Here is a 25,573-nt window from a genome sequence, read left to right on the forward strand (position 1 = left end):
CAAGTTTTTTAGGTATTCATTCTCTGCACGCAGCCGCTGTACCTCGGCCAGCAGATCTTCTTCCACCTCTTTTGGCAACCGCTTTGGCGGACGCCCTTTGCTGCCACGCCCCCGGCGTTCAATTGTGAAGCCTCCCGGGCCTTCTGCCAGATAGATGCGCTCCCACGCCATGATCTGTTTGTGATCGTTGATCTCAAATCGCTGGGCTGTTTCTCGATAGCTCAGTTTTTCTTCCTGCATGGTTTCTATCACCAGTTTCTTAAATTCTGGCATATATCGTTTGTTTGGGATCCCTTTTGGCATAGTAAACACCCCACTTGTTAGATAGTATATCATACTGTCTAACAAATGGGGTGCAGTTCACCGTGGGACCGGGGGACTGTTTTTGTTATGGGGCCTTACATCTCGTCCAGCATGGCGGCCACGCCAGAGAGGTAGTTGGGCTGGAAGGACTCGATCTTCCCCGCGTCGCAGGCGGCGGCCAGAGCCGGGTCCATGGGCAGGCGGGCGAGCACCTTCAGTCCGTGCTCCACGGCCACCGAGTCGATGTGGCTCTCGCCGAAGATCTTGTGCTGCTTGCCACAGTCGGGGCACTGGAAGTAGCTGTAGTTTTCCACCAGGCCCAGCACGGGAATGTTCATCATCTCGGCCATCTTTACGGCCTTGGTGACGATCATGCTCACCAGGTCCTGGGGAGAGGTGACCACGATGATGCCGTCCACGGGGAGGGACTGGAACACGGTCAGGGGCACGTCGCCGGTTCCGGGAGGCATATCCACGAAGAGATAGTCCACCTCGCCCCAGATCACGTCGGTCCAGAACTGCTTGACGGTGCCGGCGATGACGGGACCGCGCCAGATCACGGGGTCGGTCTCGTTCTCGGTGAGCAGGTTCAGGCTCATCACCTGGACGCCGCCCTCAGAGTCCACCGGATAGATGCCCAGCTCGCTGCCCATGGCCCGGGTGTGGATGCCAAAGGCCTTGGGGATGGAGGGGCCGGTGATGTCGGCGTCCAGGATGCCGACCTTTTTGCCCCGGGCGCGCATGGCGCAGGCCAGGGAGGAGGTCACCAGGCTCTTGCCGACGCCGCCCTTGCCGCTGACCACGGCGATGACCTTCTTCACGTGGGAGAGGTCGTGGGCCTTGGCCTGGAAGCTCTGGGGCTCGGTGCGCTCGCCGCAGCTCTCGCCGCAGGAGGAGCAGTTGTGGGTACATTCGGACATTGGTCGCATCCTTCTTTCTTGTGTTGTGCAAAACTGTAGTGGGAAAGGGGCGAAAGCCCCTGTTTATTTGTACTTGTAGGTGCCGCCGCCGATGAACTCCCGGATGAGGGAGCTGGGCGGGACCAGGGCGGGGTCGATGGGCTCGAACCAGCGGAAGGAATCCACCAGGTCGTGGAGCTCCTTCCAGCGGGGATTGGACGCGGGCAGATCCTCCAGGGCCTGGGCCAGAGGAGCGGCGTAGTTGGCGAAAACGGGCACCTCATAGGGCAGCGAGGAGTCCACGATGATGGTGGCCCGGTTCTTGAAGGGGGAGATATAGTGCTTCTCGCCCCGGCGGACGTTGTGCCACATGGCCAGGGTGTCGGTCAGGTCGGTGCCCCGGAAGTTATAGTCCCGCACCGCCCGGCGGGTGATGCGCATCCAGGTGCCCTTGAAGCGCAGGGCATCCCCGTCCAGAATGTTGGAGCGGGCCGAGATATACAGGGTGGTGGCCTCCGGATGGCGGCCGGCGATATCGTCGTTCAGGGCGTGGATGCCCTCGAAGATGGCGATCTCATTTTTCTCCAGCCGAAGAGGGCGGCCCCGGGCGTCGTTGCGCATCTGGCGGGAGAACTCGAACTTGGGGATGATGACCTCCTGCCCCTGGGAGAGCCTGGTAAAGGTATCGTCCAGCAGCTCCATGTCCAGCAGCTGGGGGGACTCAAAGTCGATGTCCCCCTCGGGGGTGCGGGGCGCGGTGGAGCGGTCCATGGTCTTGAAGTAGTTGTCCAGAGAGATGGTGTGGGCGTTGACGCCCCGGCGCTCCAGCTCCTCCTCCAGCTTCAGGGCGCTGGTGGTCTTGCCCGAGCCCGAGGGGCCGGACAGGAGCACGATGGGGCTGATCTCCATCCGCTCCAGAATACGGTCCACCGCGCGGCTGATCCGCTTGTGATAGGCGCCGTCGCACTCGGCCAGGAAGGCCGCGGGGTCCGCTTTGGTCTTGGTCAGGATCTCCTGCAGTTGATAGGCCATGGTGACCTCCTTTCCGGGGCGTTATCCGCCCCGACGCAGCTGTGTGAGAAACTCCGCCGCCTGGCGCTTGGCCAGCAGCAGTTTTTCCGCACTGTTCACATATTCATGGGGATATTTGGGGTTGGCCAGCCGGTCGATATGGCCGGTGGCGGGGTGGATGAGCTTGGTGATGCCGCCGCCGCCCAGGGACAATATGGTGTGGAGCTCCTCCATCATGCAGATGTTGTACAGGCTCTCCCACCCGGGCAGGGTCCAGCCCACATTTTCGAAGGAGCCGGACATATACTTCTGCCGGTAGAGGTAGTAGGGCGTCTGCCCGTGGGCGCGGAGGGCGGACCAGGCGTAGGACAGCATGGCATCCACCGCCTCCGCCGTGGGCAGCGACGGCGCGGGGCCGGTGCCGTCCCCCATCAGGCGGGAGCCCTTCTTCAGGGCCAGGGTGTGGACGGTGATATTCTCGGGTTCCAGAGAGAGCACCTGGTCCAGGGAGGCGCAGAAGCCCTCCGCCGTGTCCTCCGGCAGTCCGGCGATCAGGTCCATGTTGACGCAGGGGATGCCGGAGGAGCGCACCAGCTCAAAGGCCCGCAGGATGTCGGCAGCGGTGTGGGCTCGGCCCATGGCGGCGAGCACATGGTCCTCCATGGTCTGAGGATTCACCGATACCCGCTGGACGCCGCCCCGGCGGATGGCGGCGAGCTTGTCGGCGGTGATAGTGTCGGGCCGGCCGGCCTCCACCGTGTACTCGGTGCAGCGGGACAGGTCCAGTTTTTCCCCCACCCGGCCCAGCAGGGCGTCCAGCTGGGGGGCGCTGAGGGTGGTGGGGGTGCCGCCTCCCACGTAGATGGTGCGCACATGGTATCCGGTCTCCTTCAGCAGCGCCGCCGTGGCGTCAATCTCCTGAAAGAGCACCTCCAGGAAGGGGGAGAGCAGCTTCAGCGAGCGGCCCACGTCAGCCGAGACAAAGGAGCAGTAGGCGCAGCGGGTGGGGCAGAAGGGGATGCCAATATAGAGGGAGACCTCGTCGGGGCGCAGGCTCTTTTTGGCCTTCAGGCTGGCCCGGGCGCAGTCCATGGCCAGGGCGGAGCGGCCGGGGGAGACATAGTAGGTCTCCCGCAGCTCCCGCTCCGCCTCCTCCGGAGAGAGGCCGCGCTCCATGGCCCGGGTGGGGATCTTTACCGGGCGCACCCCGGTAAGGGCCCCCCAGGGGGGCTCCCGGTCCAGCACCCGGACGCCCGCCCGGTAGAAGGCCAGCTTCAAAATGCGCTGGCACACCCGGTCCCGGCTCAGCTCGTCGGCACACAGGGCGGCGGGGGCGGAGTCCTCCCCCACTGCGGTTTTTCCGCCGTAGGAGAGATGGGCGCTGGCCCGCAGCGTATCCCCCTCCCGGGTGAGGGACAGGGTGACGGCGTTTTCCCCCGGCGCGGCGGGGGACTGCCGGTATTCGGGCCGCTCCTCCGGGAAGAGGGTGAGCAGCATCTGCTCGGCGGCGTACTTATAGTCATGTCCTTGCAGGCAGAGAAGCATACCAGATCCTCTTGGACAAAGGGACGGGCAAAAAACCTATCCCTTCATCGCCTCCTTCAGGTAGTAGTTGTACTTGCGCTCGTGGTCCAGGGTGGAGGCGTCCATATGGCCGGGCAGGACCTTCAGGTCCCCCTCCAGGGCGCCCAGACGGCGGAGGGAACGGCTCATATCCTCATGGCTGCCGCCTGGCAGGTCGGTGCGGCCCATGGAGCCCTTGAACAGGGTGTCGCCGGTGAACAGGGTGTCCCCGGCGCGCAGGACCACCGAGCCGGCGGTGTGGCCGGGGGTGTGGAGGACCTCAAAGTCCACGTCGCCTACGGAGACGTGGCTGCCGTCCTCATAGAAGGTCAGCTCCCCCATCTCCTCAATGCGGAAGAAGGGCTTGGGCATCTCCGCGTCGCCGGGGTGGACGTACACCGGCACGCCGGGGAGCTGGCGGCGCAGCTCGGGTATGCCCATGGTGTGGTCGTAGTGGGCGTGGGTGAGCAGGATGCACTTCACCTGCCAGCCCTCCTCGGCCACGGTGTTCAGGATGCGGGGATCGGGGTCGCCGGGGTCTATAATGGCACAGACCCCGGCCTTCTCGTCGGCCACCACGTAGCAGTTGGTGGACACGGCGGGGAGCAGAATGGTTTTGATCACCATAAGATCACCTCAGATTACATCAGGTCAGTGTCCAGCAGGATGGTCACCGGCCCGTCGTTTTGGGAAAAGACCTGCATATCCGCGCCCCGCAGGGCCAGCCCTGCGGGGATACCGTTTTTTGATCTGCCCGGGCGGAGTGAATCCGCCCGGCATCAAGGTTTTGGCTGGGCCAAAACGCTTGGAACGCGCCAAAGAGCGCGGATTCGGCGCGGCGGGGCTTACATGTTCTCGGTATCGAAGAGGATGGTCACCGGCCCGTCGTTTTGGGAAAAGACCTGCATATCCGCGCCGAACTCGCCGTGCTCCACGGTAAAGCCCCGGCTGCGGCACTCTTCCATGAATTTTTCATAGAGGGGGATGGCCACATCCGGCTTGGCGGCCCCGGTGAAGCCGGGACGGCGGCTTTTGGTGTCGGCGTACAGGGTGAACTGGGAGACCACCAGAAGGCTGCCCCCCACCGTCTCCAGATTCCGGTTCATCTTGCCGTTTTCGTCCTCAAAGACCCGCAGGCCGCAGACCTTGTCGGCCATTTTCACGGCCTGGGCTTCGGTATCGTTGGGGCCCACCCCCAGCAGGACCAGAAAGCCCTGCCCGATGGCCCCGTTCACCCGTCCGCCGATCTCGACGGAGGCGTTTTTGACTCGTGTGACTACCGCGCGCATGGTATCATCCTTTGCTGTATGGTATGGGGGAAGCGGCCCGAAGGGCCGGAGGGGGGATGCCCGGGCTTTACCGGAACTCCCGCCTGAGACCCTTGGCGTACATGGGGTCGATATCGAAATAGACCGGGTCCCCGGTGGTGCATTTGAGGTCGGTGACGTCCACCAGGGTTTCCAACGCGCCGATGCGGCCCAGCACCCTGGCCTTCTGCCCGCCGATGCGGACGGTGACATGGCGGGAGTTCCACCACCGCCGCAGGGTGGCCAGCAAGCCCGCGTCCCTGGCCCGGGAGACCCCGAAGCCGTTCTGATAGCCCACCGGCAGCACCGCCACACGGGTGGGCCGCCGCAGGGTGACGCACAGCTCGTTGCCCACGGTGTGGCCCTTGGGGAGCCAGTGGGTCCCGGCGATATGCACCTCGCCGTAGCCCACCCGGAGCAGGCCGTCCCCCCGCCGGCGGCGGCAGCGGCCCAGCAGCACCGAGCCGGCCCGCACCGCGTCCATCCGGGCAAAGTCATAGTGCATCAGGGCGTAGGAGCCGGCGGCGTGGACCACGCCGGTCTCGAACCCGGCCTGATGGACGGCCTCCAGCACCTGATGGAAGGAGTCCAGCTGGCCGGAGGCGTCCCGCCCGTCGGAATGGACCGAGTGGATCTGGGTGTACACCCCCGAGATGGCCACATTGGGCAGGCTGTGGAAAATGCTGACGATCTTTTCCGGCTCGCTGGTGAGAAAGCCGCCGAAGCCCAGGCCGGTGTCCACCTGGATATGGGCCTCGGCCACGGTGGAGCGGGCCTCCGCCGCGCTGTTCAGGGCCAGACCGGCGTCCAGCGAGCCCACGGTACACACCACGTTCAGGTCCAGCAGGCGGTCCAGCTCCTCCCGGTCGGCGGTGGAGCGGAGCATCAGGATCTCCTCGTCCACCAGGCCGGCCTTGCGCAGGGCCTCGGCGTCGGCCACCTCGGCCACGGCGAAGCGGCCGATCCCCTCGTCCCGCAGCACCCGGGCCAGCTCCACCGTGCCCACCCCGCCGCCGTCCCCGGTGAGGACGCCGTAGATGGCGGCCGGTCCGGCCTTTTCCCGCACCACGGCGATGTTGTTTTTCAGGGCTTTTTTCTCGATCACCAGCGTTTTCATGGCTCCCGCCTTTCTGAAGTCCGGTATTGACGCCCATTGGAGAAAATCACTTCCATTATATACGTTCCAAACTCTTCCGTCAATGAAAACGCGGGGGTGCACAGCGGCGAAAACCTTGTGTTTTTCCGGGAAAAGTGGTATGATTTTTTATAGCTTTGCGCAGCAAAGCTATAAAAAACGGCCATGCGGCGGACGGAGCCCGCCGCGGCCTGAGATCCAGGCGCCCGCCGTCGGAGACGGCGTATGCGCATAAGAAATCGTTTGAAAAATGTGCCCGCTGACGGCACGAAGAGCGGAGGAACCGGATTTGAAGCGAGAGACGACACAGATCACCCAGGAGCAGATCGCGGCCCAGATGGAGTACTGCGTGCGGGTCCACGCCATGAACGCGGCCATGGACCACACCCCCCTGGCCATGGTGGACACCTACGGCTGCCAGCAGAATGAGGCTGACTCCGAGCGGCTGCGGGGCTATCTGGCCCAGATGGGCTACGGCTTTACCGATGACGAGCATAAGGCCGACCTGGTGCTGGTGAATACCTGTGCCATCCGGGAGCACGCCGAGCAGCGGGTGCTGGGCAACGTGGGGGCCCTGACCCACACCAAGAAGGCAAACCCCAACCAGATCATCTGTCTCTGCGGCTGCATGGCCCAGGAGCCCCATGTGGCCAAAAAGGTGAAGGAGTCCTACCGCCAGGTGGACCTGCTCTTCGGCACCCACGCCCTGTGGCGCTTCCCCGAGCTGCTGTGGCGCTGCCGGGCCACCGGCAAGCGGGTCTTTGAGACGCCGGACGAGGCCGGCTCCATCGCCGAGGGCATCCCCGTGGTGCGGCAGGGAGATGTGAAGGCATGGGTGTCCATCATGTACGGCTGCAACAACTTCTGCTCCTACTGCGTGGTGCCCTACGTCCGGGGCCGGGAGCGCAGCCGCCGCCCGGAGGCCATCCTGCGGGAGATCGGGGAGCTGGTGGAGGCCGGCTACAAGGACATCACCCTGCTGGGCCAGAACGTCAACTCCTACGGCAAGGACCTCAGCGAGCCCATGGATTTCGCCGACCTGCTGAAAAAGGCCGCCCACATCCCCGGCGACTTCCTGCTGCGCTTTATGACCAGCCATCCCAAGGACGCCTCCCAGAAGCTCTTCGAGCTCATGGGGGCGTGCGATAAGATCGCGCCCTGCTTCCACCTGCCCTTCCAGGCGGGCAGTGACCGGGTGCTCAAGGCCATGAACCGGGTGTACGACCGGGCGGGGTATCTGGACAAGGTCCGCCGCCTGCGGGAACAGGTGCCCGGTGTGGTCATCACCTCCGACGTGATCGTGGGCTTCCCCGGCGAGACGGCGGAGGAATTTGAGGAGACCATGACCCTCATCGACGAGGTGCGCTTCGACGCCCTCTTTACCTTCATCTACTCCCCCCGGGTGGGTACTCCCGCCGCCTCTATGCCCGACCCCATGAGCCGGGAGGAGAAGCTCAGAGAGTTCCAGCGCCTGGTGGACCGGCAGGACCAGATCTCGGAGGAGAAGCACGCCGCCTATATCGGTCAGACCCTGCGCTGCCTGGTGGACGGAAAAGACGACAAGGGCCTCACCGCCCGCACCCCCGGCAACCGCCTGGTCCGCCTGGAGGGGGAGGATGCCCTCATCGGGCAGTTTGTCCCCGTCCGGATCACCGGGGCCAACAAGTGGTCCCTGTTCGGGGAATTGGCCTGAGTTATATCCCGCAGGGGGGGGCCCCCCCCCCTGCCGTTCTTCCGGGCGGCAGCCACCGTATGAGACTAGAAAAGGAGCCATGACCATGCCAGCAGACACCACCCCCATGATGCGCCAGTACATCCAGATGAAGGAGGCCCACCCTGACTGCATCCTGTTTTTCCGGCTGGGCGACTTTTACGAGATGTTCAACGAGGACGCCAGGCTGGTGTCCAGGGAGCTGGAGCTCACCCTGACCAGCCGGGACCGGGGCAAGCCGGAGGAGGAGCGCACCCCCATGTGCGGCGTGCCCTACCACAGCGCCGACGCCTACATCGCCCGGCTCATCGCCAGGGGGTACAAGGTGGCCATCTGCGAGCAGATGGAGGACCCGGCCACCGCCAAGGGCCTGGTGGACCGGGACATCATCCGCATCATCACTCCGGGCACGGTGATCGCCTCCTCCATGCTGGAGGAGGGGCGCAACAACTTCATCTGCTCCATCTACCGGGACTCGGCCGGGGCGGCGGCGGCCTTCTGCGACATCTCCACCGGCGAGATGACGGTGACCGCCTTTTCCGGCCCTGAGACCATGGACCACCTGCGCAACGAGCTGGGCCGCTATGCCCCCCGGGAGGCGGTGCTCTCCGACGGGGCTTACAGCGACGGGGACTTGCTGGAATTTTTGACCCAGCGGCTGGAGTGCCGCTGTGAGAACGGGGGCGAGGCCCGCTTCCGCCCCGACGTGGCGGGTCCGGCCTGCAAAAAGCAGTTTCAGACCGGGCTGGACGCGGTGGAGGGCCAGGTCCGGGCGGTGCAGGCGGTGGGCGGCCTGCTCTCCTACCTCTACGAGACCCAAAAGACCGACCTCTCCCACATCTCCGCCCTGAACTACTATACCGCGGGGCAGTTTATGGAGCTGGACCTGACGGCCCGGCGGAACCTGGAGCTCACCGAGACCCTGCGCACCAAGGAGAAGAAGGGCTCCCTCCTGTGGGTACTGGACCGGACCCGCACCGCCATGGGCCGGCGGCTCATCCGCGGCTGGCTGGAGCGGCCCCTCCTCTCCCCGGTCCAGATCGGGAAGCGGCTGGGGGCGGTGGAGGCCCTGGTGAACGACCCTATCGCCCGGGAGGAGATCATCCTCTGCCTGCGGGAGATCACCGACCTGGAGCGGCTCATCGGCCGCATCGTATACGGCACTGCCGGCGGACGGGACCTGGTAGCTCTGGCCGCCGGCCTGGGAAAGCTCCCCGCCCTGCGGGAGCTGCTCGCCCCCCTGCCCTCCCCCCTGCTCCAGTCCCTGCGGGAGGAGCTGGACGACCTGGCGGAGCTGCGGGACCTGATCGGCCGGGGCATCGACGACGATCCCCCCTTCTCGGTGCGGGAGGGCGGCTTTATCCGCCCGGGCTATGACGCCGAGGTGGACCGCCTGCGGGACATCATGGTCAACGGCAAGGACATGGTGGCCGCCATCGAGACCCGGGAGAAGGAGCGCACCGGCATCAAGAGCCTGAAGGTGGGCTTCAACAAGGTCTTCGGCTATTATATCGAGGTCTCCAAGAGCTATTATGACCAGGTGCCCGACACCTATATCCGCAAACAGACCCTGGTCAACTGCGAGCGGTACATCACCCAGGAGCTCAAGGACATGGAGCACACCATCCTCTCGGCCCAGGACCGCATCACCGCCCTGGAGTATGAGCTCTTCTGCGCCATCCGGGAGAAGGCCGCCGGCCAGGTGGGGGCGGTGCAGCGCTCGGCGGCGGCGGCGGCCCAGGTGGACGTGCTCACCTCCTTTGCGGCGGTGGCCGCCGACGGCGGCTACTGCAGGCCGGAGGTGGACCTGTCCGGCACGGTGGAGATCCGGGAGGGCCGCCATCCGGTGGTGGAGAAGATGCTGAAAAACAGCCTCTTTGTCCCCAACGACACCTATATGGACGGCGGCGAGCACACGGTGGCCATCATCACCGGCCCCAACATGGCGGGCAAGTCCACCTATATGCGGCAGGTGGCCCTCATCGTGCTCATGGCCCAGATGGGGTCCTTCGTCCCGGCCAGATACGCCCGTATCGGCGTGGTGGACCGGGTGTTCACCCGCATCGGCGCCAGCGACGACCTGAGCGCCGGCCAGTCCACCTTCATGGTGGAGATGACCGAGGTGGCCGAGCTCCTCAAAAACGCCACGTCCAGGAGCCTTCTCATCCTGGACGAGATCGGCCGGGGCACCAGCACCTACGACGGCATGTCCATCGCCCGGGCGGTGCTGGAGTACTGCGCCGATAAGAAGCGCCTCGGGGCCAAGACCCTCTTTGCCACCCACTACCACGAGATCACCGTGCTGGAGGGGCAGATCCCCGGCGTGCGCAACTACAACATCGCCGCCAAGAAGAAAAAGGACGACATCCTGTTCCTGCGCAAGATCGTCCCCGGCGGGGCCGACCAGAGCTACGGCATCGAGGTGGCCAAGCTGGCCGGTGTGCCCGAGCGGGTCATCAGGCGCGCCCGGGCCATTCTGGAGGAGCTGGAGCGCTCCGGGGCCCCGGACCGCGCCCAGACGCCGGAGGGCGGGACGGACGGCGGGAACGGCCAGCTCTCCATGCTGGACCTGGGGGCCGCCGAGGCGGCTGACCGCCTGCGCCGTACCGACCTGAATACCCTGACCCCCATCGAGGCCATGAACCTGCTCTACGAGCTGAAACAGAAGCTGTGACCCGGGGCGGCCCGTGCCGCCCGCACCGGAAAGGAGCGTGCCCATGTATCCCCGCCGAAACCGGCAGGAAAAACTGACCCCCGGCGAGTGCGTCCGGGGGGCGGCGCTGTCGGTCCTATACCTCTTTGTATTCCCCTTCGCCATGGCGTGGGTCCAGCGGACCACGGGGGAGGAGCTGCCGGTGGCCGAGGCCAACGTGGTCTACTACCTTATCTCGGTGATGCTGGTGTTCCTGCTGTTCTGGCGGTTTCTGAAGCGGAATTTCGAGCTGCTGCTGGACCGCCTGCCCGAGAACCTGTTCGCCCTGCTGGTGGGACTGGCGGGGGCGGAGCTTTTCCGCGCGCTGGTGACGATCCTCCCCTGTCCGGTGGAAAACCCCAACGTATACAACTACCGGGAGCAGTTCCTGCTCTCGCCGGGCGCTACCACTGTGATCCTGGTGGTGCTCATGCCCATTGTGGAGGAGATGATCTTCCGGGGCTTCCTCTTCGGAACGGTCCGGCGCTGCAGCCGGGGGCTGGCCTATGTGCTGTCGGCGGGCCTGTTTGCCCTGTACAGCGTGTGGCAGTTCGTCTTTTCCTACGGCGCGGTGGACCTGCGCTACCTGCTGCTGGCGGGGCGGTACCTGCCCATGGCGCTGGCACTGAGCTGGTGCTACGACGCGGGCAGCTCGGTGTGGACGGCGGTGCTCCTCCACATGGCCGTGAACGGCCTGGCTCTCCTGCGGGCCGTGGGAGGATAAGCGCGCCCGGCCCTCCCGGCGCCCTCACAGGGCGCCGGACCCATTGATCTGCTGATAGAAAGTGTGGTGGAACACGATGCCTCATATCCGACCGCTGGACCCCCATGTGGCCGACCTGATCGCCGCCGGCGAGGTGGTGGAGCGCCCCGCGTCGGTGGCCAAGGAGCTGACCGAGAACGCCATCGACGCCGGGGCCACCGCCGTGACGGTGGAGATCCAGCACGGGGGCATGTCCCTCATCCGGGTCACCGACAACGGCTGCGGCATTGCCGCCGGCGAGGCTGAGACCGCCTTTCTCCGCCACGCCACCAGCAAGATCCGCAGCGAATACGACCTGGAGGCCATCGGCACCCTGGGCTTCCGGGGGGAGGCGCTGGCCGCCATCTCCGCCGTGTCCCGGGTGAGCCTGCTCACCCGCACCGCCGGCGCCGCCATGGGAACGGCGCTGGAGCTGGAGGGGGGCGTGGTCACCGGCCGGGAGGAGGCGGGCTGCCCCCAGGGCACCACGCTGGTGGTCCGGGACCTCTTTTACAACACCCCCGCCCGGCTGAAATTCATGAAAAAGGACGCCGCCGAGGGGGCCGCGGTGTACGCCGCGGTGCAGCGCCTGGCCCTGTCCCATCCCGAGGTGTCGGTGAAATTCCTGCGGGACGGAAAGCAGGAGCTCCTTACCCCCGGCGACGGACAGCTCAAAAGCGCGGTGTACGCCGTGCTGGGCCGGGACATGGCCCTGGGCCTGACGCCGGTGAACGGCTCCGGCGAGGAGATGAGCGTCACCGGCTTTGCCTCCCTGCCCACCTGCTGCCGGGGGACTAGGGGATACCAGCACTTTTTCGTCAACGGCCGCTACGTGAAGAGCCGCACCATGACGGCCGCCCTGGAGGAGGCCTATGCCAACCAGAAGATGGTGGGCAAGTTCCCCGGCTGCGTTCTCCATCTGACCTGCAAGCTCAACGCGGTGGATGTGAACGTCCACCCCACCAAGCAGGAGGTCAAGTTCGGCAGCGACAAGCGGGTCTTTGACGCGGTGTATTACGCCGTCAGATCGGCGCTGGAGGCCGACCGCACCCGCCCGGCGGCGGTACTGGAGAAGGCGCCCGCCCGCCCCCCTGTCTCAGCGGACAAGGGCCGCTTCCAGACCATGACGGCGGAGCAGTACCGCTCCCTGGCCGGGCGGACGGAGCGCCCCGCCGGGAAGCAGCCGGTGCGGCCGGGAGTGTCCGCCCTGGAGCGCATCCTCTCCGGGCCGGAGCGGAAGGGCAGCCTGCCTCTCCATGATTTCACCGCCCCCCGGAGCGGAGCGGCCCGTCCGCCCGCCGCCCCGGCGGAGCCGAAGGAGGAACGCCCGCCCCGGTCCTCTGAGGACCGTGCGGACGGGAAAAAGGGGATGACCCCGGCCCCGGAACAGAAAGACGGCGGGACGCCCAAGGCGTCCGCCGCGGAGCGCAGGGACGAAAAGGCAGCCGGCTCCTCCCTCCCCGGGGCGGAGAGCGGCGGAAGAGAGATACCCGAACCTCCCGCTCCCATGCCTGAGCCGGAGCCCTGGCGCATCGCCGGGGAGGTGCTGAACACCTACATCATCGTGGAGCAGGGGGACCGGGTGCTCTTCATCGACAAGCACGCCGCCCACGAGCGGATGAATTTTGACAAGCTCAAGGCGGAGGGGTATACTCCTATGCGGCAGCTCCTGCTGACGCCGGTGGTCTTTACGCCCCCGGCGGAGGAGGGGGCCGTCCTCCTCCAGAACCTGGCGCTGCTGGAGCGCTTCGGGTTTGAGGCGGAGGACTTCGGCGGCGGGACCGTCATCGTGCGCCAGTGCCCCGACTATGTGGACGCCGGGGACGTGGAGCGCACCCTGTCCGAGCTGGCGGGGAAGCTGCTCCTCACCGGCCGGGCCGACCCGGAGGGGGCACGGGACGAGCTGATGCACACCATGGCGTGCAAGGCGGCCATCAAGGGCGGCCAGAAAAACAGCCCGACCGAGCTGGAGAAGGTGGCCCGGGCCGTGATGGAGGGTACGGTCAGGTATTGTCCCCACGGCCGTCCGGTGGCCATCGAGCTGACCCGGGGCCAGCTGGAGAAGCAGTTCAAGCGCTCGTGAACAAAAAAATTGCCGTGTCGACAAATTTCACGGGCGAATATGGAAAATGTTGGTTATTATAGTGCTATCTCGCGGCGGGCCTTTCGGGGTCGGCCATAGAAAGAAAAGGGGTATCACATGATGCAAAAGATCAACAATCTCCAGGAGCTCTTCCTCCTCCGCGCCCGGAACAGCCGGGCCAACGTCACGGTATTTCTCATGAACGGCTACCAGATCCGGGGACAGATCGCCGGGTTTGACGCCTTTGTGGTGGTGGTGAGCAGCGACGGCAAGCAGCAGGTCATCTATAAGCACGCCATCTCCACCATCATGCCGGAGCGGCCGGTGGACCTGCGCCAGGATGAGGGCATGCCCGCAGCCCAGTGCGGGCGGTAAGATACATGCGAGATACACCTCCGCCGCCGGGAGAGGCTTTTTCCGGCGGCGGAGGGGAAGGAAACAAGAGAGATGAAACAGGGAGCGCTGCTCAATCGAATCATGATGCTGGTGCTGTTCGGCGCCATTGTGATCTACCTGGGGGTGTACGCCTGGGACGCACTGACCGATCCCTTTACCACCGTGACGGCCTATTCCTGCACGGTGGACGACGCCATGGAGGCCACCGGCTTTCTGGCGCGGGAGGAGAAGGTGATCCAGGGAGCGTCCGCCGCTGTGGTGGACCAGCTCTTCAGCGAGGGGGAGAAGGTGGCCAGAGGCCAGACGGTGGCGGTGCTCTACAGCAGCACGGCGGCCGCCGACCGGCGCGGCCAGCTCCAGGCGCTGGAGGCCGAGCGTGACCAGCTGCAATATGCATTGAACAAAAGCGGGGACGTCAGCGACAACGCCCGCCTCAGCGCTGGGATCATCCAGGCCATCGCGGCTCTGAGGGGCTCGGTGGCGGCGGAGGATTTCACCCGGCTGGAGGACCAGACCATGGAGCTCAAGGGGCTGGTGTACCAGCGGGCCGACACCTACAGCGGTGAAGGCGAGGGGGCCGCGGCGGCGCAGGCCCAGCTGGAAAGCCTGAACAGCCAGATCGCCGCCCTGCAGAGCCAGTCCGCCGCCGATACCACCCGGGTGGCCGTGGAAGAGTCGGGGGTATTCTCCGGCCAGGTGGACGGGTATGAGACTCTGCTGACACTGGAGGGGCTGGAGACCCTGACGCCCGCCGACCTGGACCGTCTGGCCGCCCAAAAGCCGGCTCAGGACGCCGCGGCGGTGGGCAAGCTCATCACCGACACAAAGTGGTATTTTGTCTGCCCCCTCTCAGAGGAGGAGGCCGGCCACCTGACCGAGGGAGGCACCGTGAAGGTGCGCTTTTCCCGGGACTGGGCGGGTGAGGTCTCCATGAAGGTGGAGCGCATCGGTCCGCCCCAGGACGGGCGGATGACGGTGATCCTGTCCTCCACCCGCTTCCTGTCCGACACCACGCTGCTGCGGCGGCAGACGGTGGACCTGGTGTTCAGCAGCAAGAGCGGCATCCGGGTGCCCAAAAACGCCATCCGGGTGGTGACCGAGACCGGGACGGACGAGGAGAGCGGACAGACCGTGGAACGCCAGGTCACGGGGGTGTACGCCCTGGTAGGGGCCCAGGCCGAATTCAAGCCGGTGGAGATCCTGGACCAGCGGGACGACTACTGCGTAGTCCGGGCCGTGTCGCCCGACGATCCCAAGGCCGCCCGGAAGGATCTGAGGGCCGGCGATGAGATCATCGTGGCCGGACGGGACCTCTTTGACGGAAAGGTCATCCGGTAGGCCGGAGTTTGCATCAACAGAGAAACAGAGGTGCGCGTTATGGCATTGTTGGAAGAGAACATTCAGAAGGTGCGGGAGAAGATCGCCGCGGCGGCCCGTGAGGTGGGCCGGGACCCGGCGGAGATCACCCTGGTGGCGGCCACCAAGGTCCAGACCTCCGAGACCATCCGGGCGGCCATCGCCGCCGGCGTGACGGTGTGCGGCGAGAACCGGGTGCAGGAGATGACAGCCCACCTGGCGGACAACGCCTATGAGGGGGCCAGGATCCATTTCATCGGCCATCTGCAGACCAATAAGGTGAAATACGTGGTGGGCAAGGTGGATCTGATCGAGTCGGTGAGCTCGGAGCATCTGCTGGACGCCATTGAGGACCGGGCCGCCAAGGTGGGCGTGGTGCAGGACATCCTGATCGAGGTCAACGTGGGTGAAGAGGAGAGCAAAAGCGGCCTGAGCGTGGCCGAGCTGCCTGCCTTGGCCCAAAAGGCGGCCGCTCTGCCCCATGTGCGGCTGCGCGGATTGATGGCCATCCCTCCCGCCGCCGCCTGCGAGGGGGAAAACCGTCACTTTTTTGCGGAAATGCGACAGCTTTTTGTTGACATAAAGGAAAAGTTGGATGATAATAATTGCGTTATGGATTGTCTCTCAATGGGGATGAGCCGGGATTACGAGGATGCCGTCCGGGAGGGGGCTACCCTGGTCCGTGTGGGCACCGCCCTCTTTGGGCCCAGGCCCCCCATGGGGCAGGCGCGGCAGGAGTGACAAAAGGCGGCGAGCCTTTTGCGCCGGGACTGTTCCGGGACCGGTACCAATGGCATCAGAAGGAGACCAATATGGGATTTATCGATGAACTCAAGCGGCTTGCCCGCCCGTATGAGGATGAGGATTCTATGGACGATTTTGAGGATGATTTCGACGAGATGAATCGCGCTGAGCAGAGCGAGCCCCGCAAGGCCGCGCCCAAGCGCGACACGGGCTCGTTCAACATGGAGCCCGAGCGCCGGAGCAACAAGGTGGTCAATATCCACACCACCACCCAGCTCCAGGTGGTGCTGGTCAAGCCCGACCGCTTTGAGAACGCGGCCGAGATCGCCGACCACCTGCGGGAGAAGCGCACCGTGGTGCTCAACCTGGAGTCCACCAACAAGGACATCGCCCGCCGCCTGCTGGACTTCCTGTCCGGCGTGGCCTACGCCAACGAGGGCAAGATCAAGAAGGTGGCCCTGGCCACCTACATCATCACGCCCTACAACGTGGACATCCTGGGCGATCTGATCGACGAACTGGAGAACAACGGGCTGTATTTCTAAGTGCAGCCGGAGAGAATGAGATGAACGAAAAGCGGGGGATTACGATATGCTGACGCCTCAGGAAGTCTCTGAGCACGCCTTTGCGAAGGCCTCGTTCGGAGGATACAACATGGCCATGGTGGACGAGTTCCTGGACCAGCTTACCGAGGACTATACATCGCTCTATAAGGAGAACGCCGTCCTGAAGAGCAAGATGAAGGTGCTGGTGGACAAGGTGGAGGAGTACCGCTCCACCGAGGAGGCCATGCGCAAGGCCCTGCTGACCGCCCAGCGGATGGCCGACGAGATGGTGGCCGAGGCGGAGGCCAAGAAGGTCGAACTGCTCAAGAGCGTGGAGGCCGATGCCCAGGAGCGGCGGGCCCAGCTGCGGCGGGAGATCGCCGACGAGGAGGCCCGGCTCACTGCCGCCCGCCAGTCCACCGCCAAGTATGTGGAGCGGCTGAAGGAGCTTTACCAGAACGAGATGGACTACCTGGCCTCCCTGAGCGAGCTCACCGCCCCGGCGGAGGAGCCCGACCAGGTGGAGGCTGCCGCCCAGGCCATCGGCCAGGCCGTGGAAGAGGCGGTGAAGGAAGAGGAGAAGATCACCATCGAGGTGCCGGTGGAGGATAAAAACGACGGCGGGCTCTATGCCGAACTGATGGAGCTGAACATGAACCCCGCCGAGGGCGAGCGCCACAAGCGCCCGGTCCGCCAGCCCATGGAGACCCGGCCGGAGGAGGATCCGGACGACACCGCGCCCACCAAGCGGATCGACTTTTCCAACCTGCAGTTTGGCAAGGATTACGAAATCAAGTGACCCCTCTTGACAGAGGGGACCAAAGCGGATAAGATATCTCTGCGCCGAAACGGCGCAGGAAATATTGCAATACGCGCAGATGAGGACAAGTAGCGCCCCATTCCCCTGCACAGAGAGCCGCCGTTTGGTGCAAGGCGGACAGGGACGGAGCGGGAAGATCACCTCGGAGCGTCCGGCTGAAGAGCAGTAGGCCCGGACGGCCGGCGGCCGTTATACCGCCCCCGTGCCAAAGGCACGGATTGAGGGGCCGCCCTGCGCGGCAAAAAGAGTGGTACCGCAGAGGTCATAAACGCCTTTGTCTCTTGTAAAGGAGAGACAAAGGCGTTTTTTTGCCGCCCGCCCCGGACCGGAAGCGGATGGGCCCCGGAGCTGCCGGGCGGGATATCTGCCCAAGGAGAGGAAACAAAAAGTAACGATATAACGGAGGAAAACGACCAATGGATTACAACGAGACCGTACACCTGCCTCAGACCGACTTCCCCATGCGGGCGGGTCTGCCCAACCGTGAGCCGGGGATGCTCCAGCGCTGGAACGACATGGACCTGTACCATGAGATGCTGAAGAAGAACGAGGGCAAGCCCCTCTTCGCCCTCCACGACGGCCCTCCCTTCTCCAACGGCAACCTGCATATGGGCCACGCCCTGAACAAGTCCATCAAGGACTTCATCACCCGTATGTATGCCATGCGGGGCTACTACACCCCCTATATCCCCGGCTGGGACAACCATGGCATGCCCATCGAGTCCGCCATCATCAAGGAGCAGAAGCTCAACCGCAAGAACATGAGCGTGCCCGAGTTCCGCACCGCCTGCCACAACTACGCTCAGAAGTATATCGACATCCAGATGGACGGCTTCAAGCGCATGGGCGTGCTGGCCGACTGGGAGCACCCCTACAAGACCATGGACCCCGGTTTTGAGGCCGAGGAGGTCAAGGTCTTTGGCGCGATGTACAAGAAGGGCTATATCTACAAGGGCCTCAAGCCCGTGTACTGGTGCCCCAAGGACGAGACCGCCCTGGCCGAGGCCGAGATCGAGTACCAGGACGATCCCTGTACCACCGTCTACGTCAAGTTCCAGGTGAAGGACGACCTGGGCAAGCTGGGCCAGTACGGCGATATTTCCAGGATGTACTTCGTCATCTGGACCACCACCATCTGGACCCTGCCCGGCAACCTGGCCATCGCCGTCCACCCCCGGGAGAGCTATGTGCTGGTCAAGGCCGATAACGGCGAGATGTATATCATGGCCGAGGCCCTGTGCGAGAAGGTCATGAAGATCGGCGGCTTTGAGCACTATGAGACTGTGGCCCGGTTCCAGGGCCAGGACTTTGAGTATATGCTGGCCCAGCACCCCTTCCTGGACAAGACCAGCCAGCTGTGCACCGCCGAGTACGTCACCATGGACTCCGGTACCGGCTGCGTCCACACCGCCCCCGGCTTCGGCGCCGACGACTACGAGACCTGCAAGCGCTACAAGATGGAGATGGTGGTGCCCGTGGACGACCGGGGCCGCCACACCGAGTATGCCGGCAAGTACGCCGGCATGAAGACCGACGAGTCTAACCCTGTCATCCTGGCCGACATGAAGGAGAGCGGCGCCCTCTTCGCCAGTGAGGAGATCGTCCACTCCTATCCCCACTGCTGGCGCTGCAAGAGCCCCATCATCTTCCGGGCCACCCCCCAGTGGTTCTGCTCGGTGGACGCCTTTAAGGAAGAGGCCTGCGCCGCCTGCGACGACGTGCGCTGGGTCCCGGGCTGGGGCATCGACCGGATGAAGTCCATGATCCGGGAGCGCAACGACTGGTGCATCAGCCGCCAGCGCCGCTGGGGCCTGCCCATCCCCGTGTTCTACTGTGCCGAGTGCGGCAAGCCCGTCTGCACCGACGAGACCATTGAGGCCGTCAGCGCGCTCTTCGCCGAGAAGGGCTCCAACGCCTGGTACGAGATGGAGGCTGAGGATATCCTGCCCAAGGACTTCGTGTGCCCCCACTGCGGCAAGAATCACGGCTTCACCAAGGAGGAGGACACCCTGGACGGCTGGTTCGACTCCGGCTCCACCCACTTCGCCTCCATGAAGAAGGACCAGGGCTTCTGGCCCGCCACCATGTACCTGGAGGGCCTGGACCAGTACCGCGGCTGGTTCCAGTCCAGCCTGCTCACCGCCGTGGGCGCGCTGGGCCAGGGCGCTCCCTTCAAGGAGTGCGTCACCCACGGCTGGACCGTGGACGGCGAGGGCAAGGCCATGCACAAGTCCCTGGGCAACGGTGTGGACCCCGCCGACATCTTCAAGAAGTACGGCGCCGACCTGCTGCGCCTGTGGGCCGGCTCCGCCGACTACCATGTGGACGTGCGCTGCTCCGACAAGATCTTCAAGCAGCTCAGCCAGAACTACCTGAAGTTCCGCAACACCGCCCGGTACTGCCTGGGCAACCTCTCCGGCTTCGACCCCAACCACCTGGTCGCGCCTGAGGACATGGTGGAGCTGGACCGATGGGCCGTCACCAAGCTCAACCAGCTCATTGAAAAGTGCTTCGCCGCCTATGACAACTACGAGTTCCACGTGGTGTCCCACGCCATCAACGACTTCTGCGTGGTGGAGCTGAGCTCCTTCTATCTGGACATCATCAAGGACCGGCTCTACTGCGAGGAGAAGGACGGCCTCATCCGCCGCTCCGCCCAGACCGCCCTGTGGCTCATCCTGGACACCATCACCAAGCTCTTCGCCCCCATCCTGGCCTTTACCTGCGACGAGATCTGGCAGGCCATGCCCCACCGCCAGGGCGATGACGGCCGCAACGTGGTCCTCAACGAGATGAACCAGCCCTTTGCCGGCTACGCGCTGGACGCGGAGACCATGGCCCGCTGGGACAAGGTCATCTCTGTCCGGGACGCGGTCAACGCAGCCCTGGAGACCGCCCGCAATGAGAAGAAGATCGGCAAGAGCCTGGAGGCCATGGTGGCCGTCACCGTCCCCGCTGAGGATGCCTTCCTGGCCGATATGGACGCCGCCGAGCTGGCCGACCTCTTCATCGTCTCCCAGGCCCATGTGACCGTGGGCGGCGGGCTCTCGGTCTCGGTCAGCCAGGCCCGGGGCGAAAAGTGCCCCCGCTGCTGGAAGCACAGCGAGCACATCGGCGCCGAGGGCCATCACGCCCAGCTCTGCGACCGCTGCGCCCACGTGCTGGGCGAGTAAGCGTTGATCTGCTGCCTCATAAGAATCGCCCCCGGCTTTCGAAGCCGGGGGCGATTTTACTATAATGCGTACTGAACAAAGCTGATTGGCCTTGAAAGCCAAGGCTTACAAGGCCAATCAGCTTTGTTCGGGCGCAAGGTTTTTGGGCAAAACTGCCCAAAAACCTTGCACGTTCCGATGAAGCGCTGCGGCGCTTCATCGGAAATACGCATTGCAGCAATGCCTGAATTCGATCAAAAGGTCTGAGAATGGCCCTTTTGATCGAATTGTGCGGCTGGTGCCGAACGAATAAACCGCAAAGCGGTTTATTCAGCAGACATTACTATGGGGATGTGTCTGCGCATTGGACGAGGAGCCCATCCAGCCAGAGCTCAATTCGATGCTCCTTCAAACGGACTACATAGTCTGCATTGTCCAGCCGCTCCGCGAATTGGAATATGTCGGTCCGCATTTCCTGTGGGGTAACAGGGCGGCTGGTTTGGAGACAAAAATTGGGCAGATAGTTCGGACGTGTGAAGGAGAGGTAGCAATAGTCCTCGTTGCCTTCTACCCAAAAAAGATGGAAGGTATCGGAGGAGCACTCTGTATAAGAACGAACAGAAGGAAAACCGGACGTCTCCTGAAGCAGGGCCTGAACAGCCGCAGCTGTTTCAAACCGCTGGGAGTCATAGCTGTGTTTCAGAACATACGGAATGAACCGGAACAGGATAACCGCGGCATAGAGCGCAAGGGGGATAAGACCGCCTAAAAGCCGCTTTTGAAACGTGGTTAATTTCATTTGACAACATCCCTCCGATCTGTATATCATTCATAAATATTGTACTATACTTCTGTATGCCCCGCAACGCCGGAACACCCAACAGGAAGGCAGGGATTTTCATCATTGCAGCATTGATTCAGCCGCCCCCCGGCAGATCCGGGGGCGGCTGTTTTTGATCGGGGCGGTGCGGCGGGAGGAGACGGCGGGGCAAGGGATGGGAAAAAACGGCGGGGCGAGGGCGCCCCGCCCTACCGTTTACGGGGAGGCGAAGGATTTGCCGGAGTCCAGTGGGGGCAGGTCTGGTCCCGGGTGCGTTTTTTGACCCGGGGGTATTTGCAGTGCCCGCAGGCCACCTCGTAGTAGCGTTCCCCCGACTTGCGGTAGTGCTGGGCAAAGTGCTCACAGGTGCCGCATACCTTTTCTTCTTCCATGGTATCCCTCCTTTATGACGTCATTATAACGCTATCAAACATAGGAGTCAACGCTAAAATGACGTAATTATTGCGTTATTGTTTTATTACGTCATTTTGATATAATTATGATATCATTTACAGGGAGGGACATATATGTCTGTCTCGTATAACTTCCCCCTCCGTTTGGATGACGAGCTGCGGGAAAAGCTGCGCTATATCGCGGCGCAGAACAGCCGGTCTCTCAATAAAGAGATCGAATATCTTGTAAAGAAGCACGTAGAGGCCTATGAAAAAGAACACGGCCCCATCGCCGTGCCCAAGGAGTAACCGCCCATGCTCTATGCTGTGATCGTGATTTTCTGTGTGGCGCTGGACCAGCTGGTGAAATATCTGGTCCGGGCCAACATCCCCCTGGGGGAGTCCATCCCCTTCCTCCCCCACATCATGGACCTGACCTATATTCGGAACACGGGGGCCGCCTTCTCCATGCTCAGCCGGCACACCTGGCTTTTGACGCTGGTGTCGCTGGCCGCGTCGGCGGCGGTGGCGGTGCTGATGGTGAAGGTGTTCCGCCACCCCTGGGGGCGGCTGCCCCTGGCCCTGGTGCTGGCGGGAGCGGTGGGCAACCTCATCGACCGGGCGGCCTTCGGCTTTGTCACCGACATGTTTGAGACGACCTTCATCGACTTCGCCGTGTTCAACGTGGCGGATATCTGCGTGGTGGTGGGGGGCATCGCCTTCTGCCTGTACTATCTCTTCCTCTACGAGAAGCTGGAGGGAAAGGAGAGCGGCCATGACGCCCCTGCAGCTGACGGCTGACCGTGCCGGCGAGCGGGCCGACGCCTTCCTGGCCCGGGTGCTGCCCGAGCTGACCCGCTCCGCCGCCCAGCGGCTGATGGAGGAGGGCCGGGTAGCCCGGAACGGCGCGCCGGTGAAGAAAAATGACAAAACGGCGGCGGGAGACGTGTTCACCGTGATCCTCCCCGACCCCGCCCCGGTGGACATCGCGCCCCAGGACATCCCCCTGGACGTGGTGTATGAGGACGCCGATGTGATCGTGGTCAACAAGCCGGTGGGCATGGTGGTCCACCCGGCGCCGGGTCACCCGGACGGGACGCTGGTCAACGCCCTGCTCCACCACTGCGGGGAGGGCCTGTCCGGCATCAATGGGGAGCTGCGCCCCGGCATCGTCCACCGCATCGACCGGGACACCTCCGGCCTTATCATCGCGGCCAAGAACGACTTTGCCCACCTCTCCCTGGCCGAACAGCTCCAGGACCACAGCCTGTACCGGGAGTACGAGGCGGTGTGCGTGGGCGGACTGAAGGAGGACGCGGGGACCGTCAGCGCTCCCATTGGCCGGCATCATACCGACCGGAAGAAGATGGCCGTTGACCACCTCCACGGCCGGGCGGCGGTGACCCACTGGACGGTGCTGGAGCGGTTCTCCGGCTATACCCACATCCAGTGCCGGCTGGAGACCGGCCGTACCCACCAGATCCGGGTCCACATGGCCTCCATCGGCCATCCGCTGCTGGGAGATGTGGTCTACGGCAGCAAGCATCCTTACCCCGGCCTGGCGGGACAGTGCCTCCACGCCCGGCGGCTCTCCTTCGTCCATCCCCGCACCGGGGAGCGGGTGACGGTGGAGTGCCCCCTGCCCGACTGGTTCCGGGCCGTGCTGGAGAAGCTGCGGCGCATGGGGTAAAGCCCCTTATCAAGCGGAAGAGGTGATCCCTTTGGGAAAATTCGACGGTGTGCTGCTGGCCACCGATTTTGACGATACGCTCTATGACGATCAGGTAAAAGTTTCGGAGGAGAACCGGCGGGCGGTGGAGTACTTCGTGAAAGAGGGAGGCCGGTTCACCGTGGCCACCGGGCGGGCCCGGCCCGCCTTTGCCCCCTGCTTCGGCCTGGCGCCCATCAACGCGCCGGTGATCCTGTCCAACGGCTCGGCCTTGCACGACTACCGCACCGGGGAGACGGTGTATGAGACCTTCCTCCCCCAGCGGGTTCTGGGGGACCTGATGGAGCTGACCTTCGTGGTGCCCCAGGTGGGGTTTGAGGCCTATCACGGGGACGACATCTACCTCCACAACCCCAACGTCATCACCCGCAACCACCTCAGGCGCATCGGCGCACGGGGGGAGGAGAAGGCCATCCGGGATATCCCCGGCCCCCTGTCCAAGGTTCTGCTGGAGCACGACCGCCGCTCCGTTCTGGACCGGGCCCGGAAGTACATCCTGGACCGGTGGGGGGAGCACTATGAGGCCATCTTCTCCAACCAGGTGCTGCTGGAGCTCACCGCCAAGGGGAGCAATAAGGGCGGCATGGTGCTGGAGCTGGCCAGGCGGCTGGGCATTTCCCGGGAACATATCTACTGCGTGGGGGACAACGAGAACGACATCCCCATGCTGGCCGTGTCGGCCATCCCCTTCGCCCCGGCCAACAGCGCCCCGGCGGTGAAGGAGTGGGGCGCCCGGATGGTGTCCTCCTGCGGCGAGAGCTGCATCGCCCAGGTCATCTCCATCCTGGATGAGATCTACCCCTGAGCATAGCGTCGACCGGACAGAGACAGAACGGAGTTTCCCCCGCGCCTTCGGGTGCGGGGGAAACTTTTTGCCAAAAGAGAAGAAAAAATTTTGAAGATGTACAGAAAAATATGAAAATGTAACCGGGATGTAACCGCGGGATGCTATGATAGAGTCACAACAAGAGAAAAAGTAAAATAAAAACGGATAAATGTGTGACTATATAAGAAAGAGGAGAATGAATCATGAAAATGAAGCGAAATGGCCCTCTGCCCTCCATCCTTCTCACCCTGGCCATGGTCCTTGGCCTGCTGCCCGTGAGCGCGCTGGCCGCCGAGGGGATCAGCAACAGTGGGCAGATCCACGAGGAGGAGTACACCATCGTCTACAAGTGCGGCGACGATTTCACCCTCACCCCGGAGGAGGGCGCTGAGGAATATGTGGGCGCGCCCCTGAACGGCCACACCTTTGTGGGCATCAAGCAGGCCACGTGGAGCATCGTCTACACCGGTCTGGACCTGACCGATGAGGAGTGGGCCGATATGCAGCAGGCCATCCTGGCCCGGAACAAGGGTCAGGGCAACCTGTCCCCTGGCAAACAGGTGATGCGCTTCGATGGCTGTCCGGATACCTACACGAACACCGGCAAGGGCGGCAGCGCCACCTATTATGTGGTGGAACTGGACGGCGAGATCTATGTTCTTGCCCCCAATACCGGCAGCGTCAGCCATTTCTACTTTGGTGACTACGGCGTGGAGCCCGAAGAGCCTGATGAGACCCCCGAACCCAGTGACACCCCCGAACCCAGTGAGACTCCCGAACCCAGTGAGACCCCCGAGCCCAGCCAGACTCCCGAGCCCAGCCAGACCCCCGAGCCCAGTGAGACCCCCGAACCCAGTGAGACCCCCGAACCCAGTGAGACCCCCGAGCCCAGCGCGAGTCCCGAGCCCAGCGAGACTCCCAAGCCCAGCGCGAGTCCCGAGCCCAGCGAGACTCCCGAGCCCAGCGAGACTCCCGAGCCCAGCGCGAGTCCCGAGCCCAGCGAGGAGCCCGAGCCCAGCCGTTCTCCCAGACTCAGCGCAAAGCCCCAGCCCCAGCCGGAGGAAGTGCTTGAGATCGGGGAGCCCGAAGTCCCTCTGGCGGTCCTTCCCGAGCCTGAGGAGACCGTGACGCTGGAGGAGCCTGAAGTCCCCCTGGCCCTGCTGCCTGAGCCAGAAGAGCCCCAGCCTGAGATTGTGGAGGAGCCTACGCCTCTGGGTGAGCTGCCCCAGACCGGCATGACCGCGGCTCCCGCTGCCGGAATGACCGCCGTTCTGGCGGCATGCGCCGCATGCCTGACCCTGGCCGGCGCCGCCCTTCTCCGCCGCAGGGAGGACGAGAAGTAAGACT

General features: G+C 64.1%; 24 protein-coding genes and 1 other annotated feature. Of the genes, 15 read left to right on the forward strand and 9 right to left on the reverse strand.

From position 1 onward, the window contains the following. The 7 genes from ACTNBZ_RS02990 to ACTNBZ_RS03020 form a co-directional block, all read right to left on the reverse strand. A partial coding sequence (locus tag ACTNBZ_RS02990; RefSeq protein WP_441208164.1) for a transposase occupies positions 1–303 on the reverse strand: 303 nt, incomplete at its 3' end. 95 nt (positions 304–398) lie between these two features. Then, positions 399–1,223 (reverse strand): P-loop NTPase, encoded by an 825-nt coding sequence (locus ACTNBZ_RS02995; RefSeq protein WP_441208165.1) that lies wholly within the window; start codon positions 1,221–1,223, stop codon positions 399–401. Between the two features lie 63 nt (positions 1,224–1,286). Further along, entirely contained in the window at positions 1,287–2,234 is a 948-nt protein-coding gene (locus ACTNBZ_RS03000; RefSeq protein ID WP_441208167.1) for a uridine kinase family protein, read from the reverse strand. Between the two features lie 21 nt (positions 2,235–2,255). Then, on the reverse strand, positions 2,256–3,758 hold the full coding sequence (gene hemZ / locus ACTNBZ_RS03005; RefSeq protein ID WP_441208168.1) for a coproporphyrinogen dehydrogenase HemZ: 1,503 nt from the start codon (positions 3,756–3,758) through the stop codon (positions 2,256–2,258). Positions 3,759–3,794: 36 nt separating this feature from the next. Continuing rightward, positions 3,795–4,403 carry an MBL fold metallo-hydrolase gene (locus ACTNBZ_RS03010; RefSeq protein ID WP_441208169.1) on the reverse strand — a complete coding sequence of 203 codons (609 nt, stop codon included), beginning with the start codon at positions 4,401–4,403 and terminating at the stop codon, positions 3,795–3,797. Positions 4,404–4,621: 218 nt separating this feature from the next. Continuing rightward, complete coding sequence (gene dtd, locus ACTNBZ_RS03015) at positions 4,622–5,065, reverse strand: D-aminoacyl-tRNA deacylase (RefSeq protein ID WP_441208170.1); 444 nt, start codon at positions 5,063–5,065, stop codon at positions 4,622–4,624. 67 nt (positions 5,066–5,132) lie between these two features. After that, positions 5,133–6,200 (reverse strand): alanine racemase, encoded by a 1,068-nt coding sequence (locus ACTNBZ_RS03020; protein ID WP_441208171.1) that lies wholly within the window; start codon positions 6,198–6,200, stop codon positions 5,133–5,135. Between the two features lie 307 nt (positions 6,201–6,507). On the opposite strand from ACTNBZ_RS03020, the gene miaB reads away from it, so the two are divergent. The 10 genes from miaB (at position 6,508) to ileS (ending at position 20,480) form a co-directional block, all read left to right on the forward strand. Then, positions 6,508–7,911, forward strand: a complete 1,404-nt coding sequence (miaB, locus tag ACTNBZ_RS03025) for a tRNA (N6-isopentenyl adenosine(37)-C2)-methylthiotransferase MiaB (RefSeq protein WP_441208172.1) — start codon at positions 6,508–6,510, stop codon at positions 7,909–7,911. A gap of 85 nt (positions 7,912–7,996) precedes the next feature. After that, on the forward strand, positions 7,997–10,603 hold the full coding sequence (gene mutS / locus ACTNBZ_RS03030; protein ID WP_441208173.1) for a DNA mismatch repair protein MutS: 2,607 nt from the start codon (positions 7,997–7,999) through the stop codon (positions 10,601–10,603). A 43-nt stretch (positions 10,604–10,646) separates the two neighbouring features. Next, positions 10,647–11,345 (forward strand): lysostaphin resistance A-like protein, encoded by a 699-nt coding sequence (locus ACTNBZ_RS03035; protein ID WP_441208175.1) that lies wholly within the window; start codon positions 10,647–10,649, stop codon positions 11,343–11,345. A 76-nt stretch (positions 11,346–11,421) separates the two neighbouring features. Continuing rightward, positions 11,422–13,446: a DNA mismatch repair endonuclease MutL gene (gene mutL, locus ACTNBZ_RS03040; RefSeq protein ID WP_441208176.1), complete on the forward strand. Its 2,025-nt coding sequence runs from the start codon at positions 11,422–11,424 to the stop codon at positions 13,444–13,446. 117 nt (positions 13,447–13,563) lie between these two features. Beyond that, positions 13,564–13,821: an RNA chaperone Hfq gene (hfq, locus tag ACTNBZ_RS03045; protein WP_441208177.1), complete on the forward strand. Its 258-nt coding sequence runs from the start codon at positions 13,564–13,566 to the stop codon at positions 13,819–13,821. A gap of 72 nt (positions 13,822–13,893) precedes the next feature. Next, a complete protein-coding gene (locus tag ACTNBZ_RS03050; RefSeq protein WP_441208178.1) occupies positions 13,894–15,180 on the forward strand; it encodes an HlyD family efflux transporter periplasmic adaptor subunit in 1,287 nt (428 codons plus the stop codon). 39 nt (positions 15,181–15,219) lie between these two features. Continuing rightward, entirely contained in the window at positions 15,220–15,939 is a 720-nt protein-coding gene (locus ACTNBZ_RS03055) for a YggS family pyridoxal phosphate-dependent enzyme (protein ID WP_441208179.1), read from the forward strand. 71 nt (positions 15,940–16,010) lie between these two features. Continuing rightward, complete coding sequence (locus ACTNBZ_RS03060; RefSeq protein ID WP_441208180.1) at positions 16,011–16,487, forward strand: cell division protein SepF; 477 nt, start codon at positions 16,011–16,013, stop codon at positions 16,485–16,487. A gap of 46 nt (positions 16,488–16,533) precedes the next feature. Next, positions 16,534–17,286, forward strand: coding sequence for a DivIVA domain-containing protein (locus ACTNBZ_RS03065; RefSeq protein WP_441208181.1), 753 nt, complete (start codon positions 16,534–16,536; stop codon positions 17,284–17,286). Positions 17,287–17,353: 67 nt separating this feature from the next. Continuing rightward, positions 17,354–17,592 (forward strand) — a binding site (T-box leader). 131 nt (positions 17,593–17,723) lie between these two features. Beyond that, complete coding sequence (gene ileS / locus ACTNBZ_RS03070; protein ID WP_441208182.1) at positions 17,724–20,480, forward strand: isoleucine--tRNA ligase; 2,757 nt, start codon at positions 17,724–17,726, stop codon at positions 20,478–20,480. Positions 20,481–20,802: 322 nt separating this feature from the next. On the opposite strand, the gene ACTNBZ_RS03075 is transcribed toward ileS, so the two are convergent. Continuing rightward, the gene (locus ACTNBZ_RS03075) at positions 20,803–21,258 is read right to left on the reverse strand and encodes a hypothetical protein (protein ID WP_441208184.1); all 456 of its coding nucleotides are present in this window, start codon (positions 21,256–21,258) and stop codon (positions 20,803–20,805) included. 230 nt (positions 21,259–21,488) lie between these two features. Then, positions 21,489–21,671 (reverse strand): hypothetical protein, encoded by a 183-nt coding sequence (locus tag ACTNBZ_RS03080; RefSeq protein WP_441208185.1) that lies wholly within the window; start codon positions 21,669–21,671, stop codon positions 21,489–21,491. 135 nt (positions 21,672–21,806) lie between these two features. Between ACTNBZ_RS03080 and ACTNBZ_RS03085 the strand changes: the two genes are divergently transcribed. The 5 genes from ACTNBZ_RS03085 to ACTNBZ_RS03105 all read left to right on the forward strand — a co-directional run bounded on the left by ACTNBZ_RS03085 (position 21,807) and on the right by ACTNBZ_RS03105 (position 25,569). Beyond that, positions 21,807–21,980, forward strand: a complete 174-nt coding sequence (locus ACTNBZ_RS03085; RefSeq protein WP_441208186.1) for an Arc family DNA-binding protein — start codon at positions 21,807–21,809, stop codon at positions 21,978–21,980. A gap of 6 nt (positions 21,981–21,986) precedes the next feature. Then, positions 21,987–22,472 carry a signal peptidase II gene (gene lspA / locus ACTNBZ_RS03090; protein WP_441208187.1) on the forward strand — a complete coding sequence of 162 codons (486 nt, stop codon included), beginning with the start codon at positions 21,987–21,989 and terminating at the stop codon, positions 22,470–22,472. After that, complete coding sequence (locus ACTNBZ_RS03095; RefSeq protein ID WP_441208188.1) at positions 22,447–23,361, forward strand: RluA family pseudouridine synthase; 915 nt, start codon at positions 22,447–22,449, stop codon at positions 23,359–23,361. Before lspA ends, ACTNBZ_RS03095 begins: the two co-directional genes overlap by 26 nt. 31 nt (positions 23,362–23,392) lie before the next feature. Next, positions 23,393–24,205, forward strand: coding sequence for an HAD-IIB family hydrolase (locus tag ACTNBZ_RS03100; RefSeq protein WP_441208189.1), 813 nt, complete (start codon positions 23,393–23,395; stop codon positions 24,203–24,205). A 224-nt stretch (positions 24,206–24,429) separates the two neighbouring features. Beyond that, a complete protein-coding gene (locus ACTNBZ_RS03105) occupies positions 24,430–25,569 on the forward strand; it encodes a hypothetical protein (protein WP_441208190.1) in 1,140 nt (379 codons plus the stop codon). The last annotated feature ends 4 nt before the right edge of the window (positions 25,570–25,573 follow it).

It is taken from the genome of Pseudoflavonifractor sp. HCP28S3_F10, assembly GCF_052065415.1.
Taxonomy (GTDB): domain Bacteria; phylum Bacillota; class Clostridia; order Oscillospirales; family Oscillospiraceae; genus Pseudoflavonifractor_A.

What these genes read in the sequence shown, in the direction of transcription:
- ACTNBZ_RS03080 (WP_441208185.1), bottom strand. Translation starts at nt 21,671, where the DNA reads ATGGAAGAAGAAAAGGTATGCGGCACCTGTGAGCACTTTGCCCAGCAC.
- ACTNBZ_RS03020 (WP_441208171.1), bottom strand. Translation starts at nt 6,200, where the DNA reads ATGAAAACGCTGGTGATCGAGAAAAAAGCCCTGAAAAACAACATCGCC.
- ACTNBZ_RS03055 (WP_441208179.1), top strand. Translation starts at nt 15,220, where the DNA reads ATGGCATTGTTGGAAGAGAACATTCAGAAGGTGCGGGAGAAGATCGCC.
- hemZ (WP_441208168.1), bottom strand. Translation starts at nt 3,758, where the DNA reads ATGCTTCTCTGCCTGCAAGGACATGACTATAAGTACGCCGCCGAGCAG.
- hfq (WP_441208177.1), top strand. Translation starts at nt 13,564, where the DNA reads ATGATGCAAAAGATCAACAATCTCCAGGAGCTCTTCCTCCTCCGCGCC.
- lspA (WP_441208187.1), top strand. Translation starts at nt 21,987, where the DNA reads ATGCTCTATGCTGTGATCGTGATTTTCTGTGTGGCGCTGGACCAGCTG.
- ACTNBZ_RS03035 (WP_441208175.1), top strand. Translation starts at nt 10,647, where the DNA reads ATGTATCCCCGCCGAAACCGGCAGGAAAAACTGACCCCCGGCGAGTGC.
- ACTNBZ_RS03060 (WP_441208180.1), top strand. Translation starts at nt 16,011, where the DNA reads ATGGGATTTATCGATGAACTCAAGCGGCTTGCCCGCCCGTATGAGGAT.
- mutL (WP_441208176.1), top strand. Translation starts at nt 11,422, where the DNA reads ATGCCTCATATCCGACCGCTGGACCCCCATGTGGCCGACCTGATCGCC.
- ACTNBZ_RS03000 (WP_441208167.1), bottom strand. Translation starts at nt 2,234, where the DNA reads ATGGCCTATCAACTGCAGGAGATCCTGACCAAGACCAAAGCGGACCCC.
- ACTNBZ_RS03075 (WP_441208184.1), bottom strand. Translation starts at nt 21,258, where the DNA reads ATGAAATTAACCACGTTTCAAAAGCGGCTTTTAGGCGGTCTTATCCCC.
- mutS (WP_441208173.1), top strand. Translation starts at nt 7,997, where the DNA reads ATGCCAGCAGACACCACCCCCATGATGCGCCAGTACATCCAGATGAAG.
- ACTNBZ_RS03050 (WP_441208178.1), top strand. Translation starts at nt 13,894, where the DNA reads ATGAAACAGGGAGCGCTGCTCAATCGAATCATGATGCTGGTGCTGTTC.
- ACTNBZ_RS03010 (WP_441208169.1), bottom strand. Translation starts at nt 4,403, where the DNA reads ATGGTGATCAAAACCATTCTGCTCCCCGCCGTGTCCACCAACTGCTAC.
- ACTNBZ_RS03105 (WP_441208190.1), top strand. Translation starts at nt 24,430, where the DNA reads ATGAAAATGAAGCGAAATGGCCCTCTGCCCTCCATCCTTCTCACCCTG.
- dtd (WP_441208170.1), bottom strand. Translation starts at nt 5,065, where the DNA reads ATGCGCGCGGTAGTCACACGAGTCAAAAACGCCTCCGTCGAGATCGGC.
- ACTNBZ_RS03085 (WP_441208186.1), top strand. Translation starts at nt 21,807, where the DNA reads ATGTCTGTCTCGTATAACTTCCCCCTCCGTTTGGATGACGAGCTGCGG.
- ileS (WP_441208182.1), top strand. Translation starts at nt 17,724, where the DNA reads ATGGATTACAACGAGACCGTACACCTGCCTCAGACCGACTTCCCCATG.
- ACTNBZ_RS03095 (WP_441208188.1), top strand. Translation starts at nt 22,447, where the DNA reads ATGACGCCCCTGCAGCTGACGGCTGACCGTGCCGGCGAGCGGGCCGAC.
- ACTNBZ_RS02995 (WP_441208165.1), bottom strand. Translation starts at nt 1,223, where the DNA reads ATGTCCGAATGTACCCACAACTGCTCCTCCTGCGGCGAGAGCTGCGGC.
- ACTNBZ_RS03065 (WP_441208181.1), top strand. Translation starts at nt 16,534, where the DNA reads ATGCTGACGCCTCAGGAAGTCTCTGAGCACGCCTTTGCGAAGGCCTCG.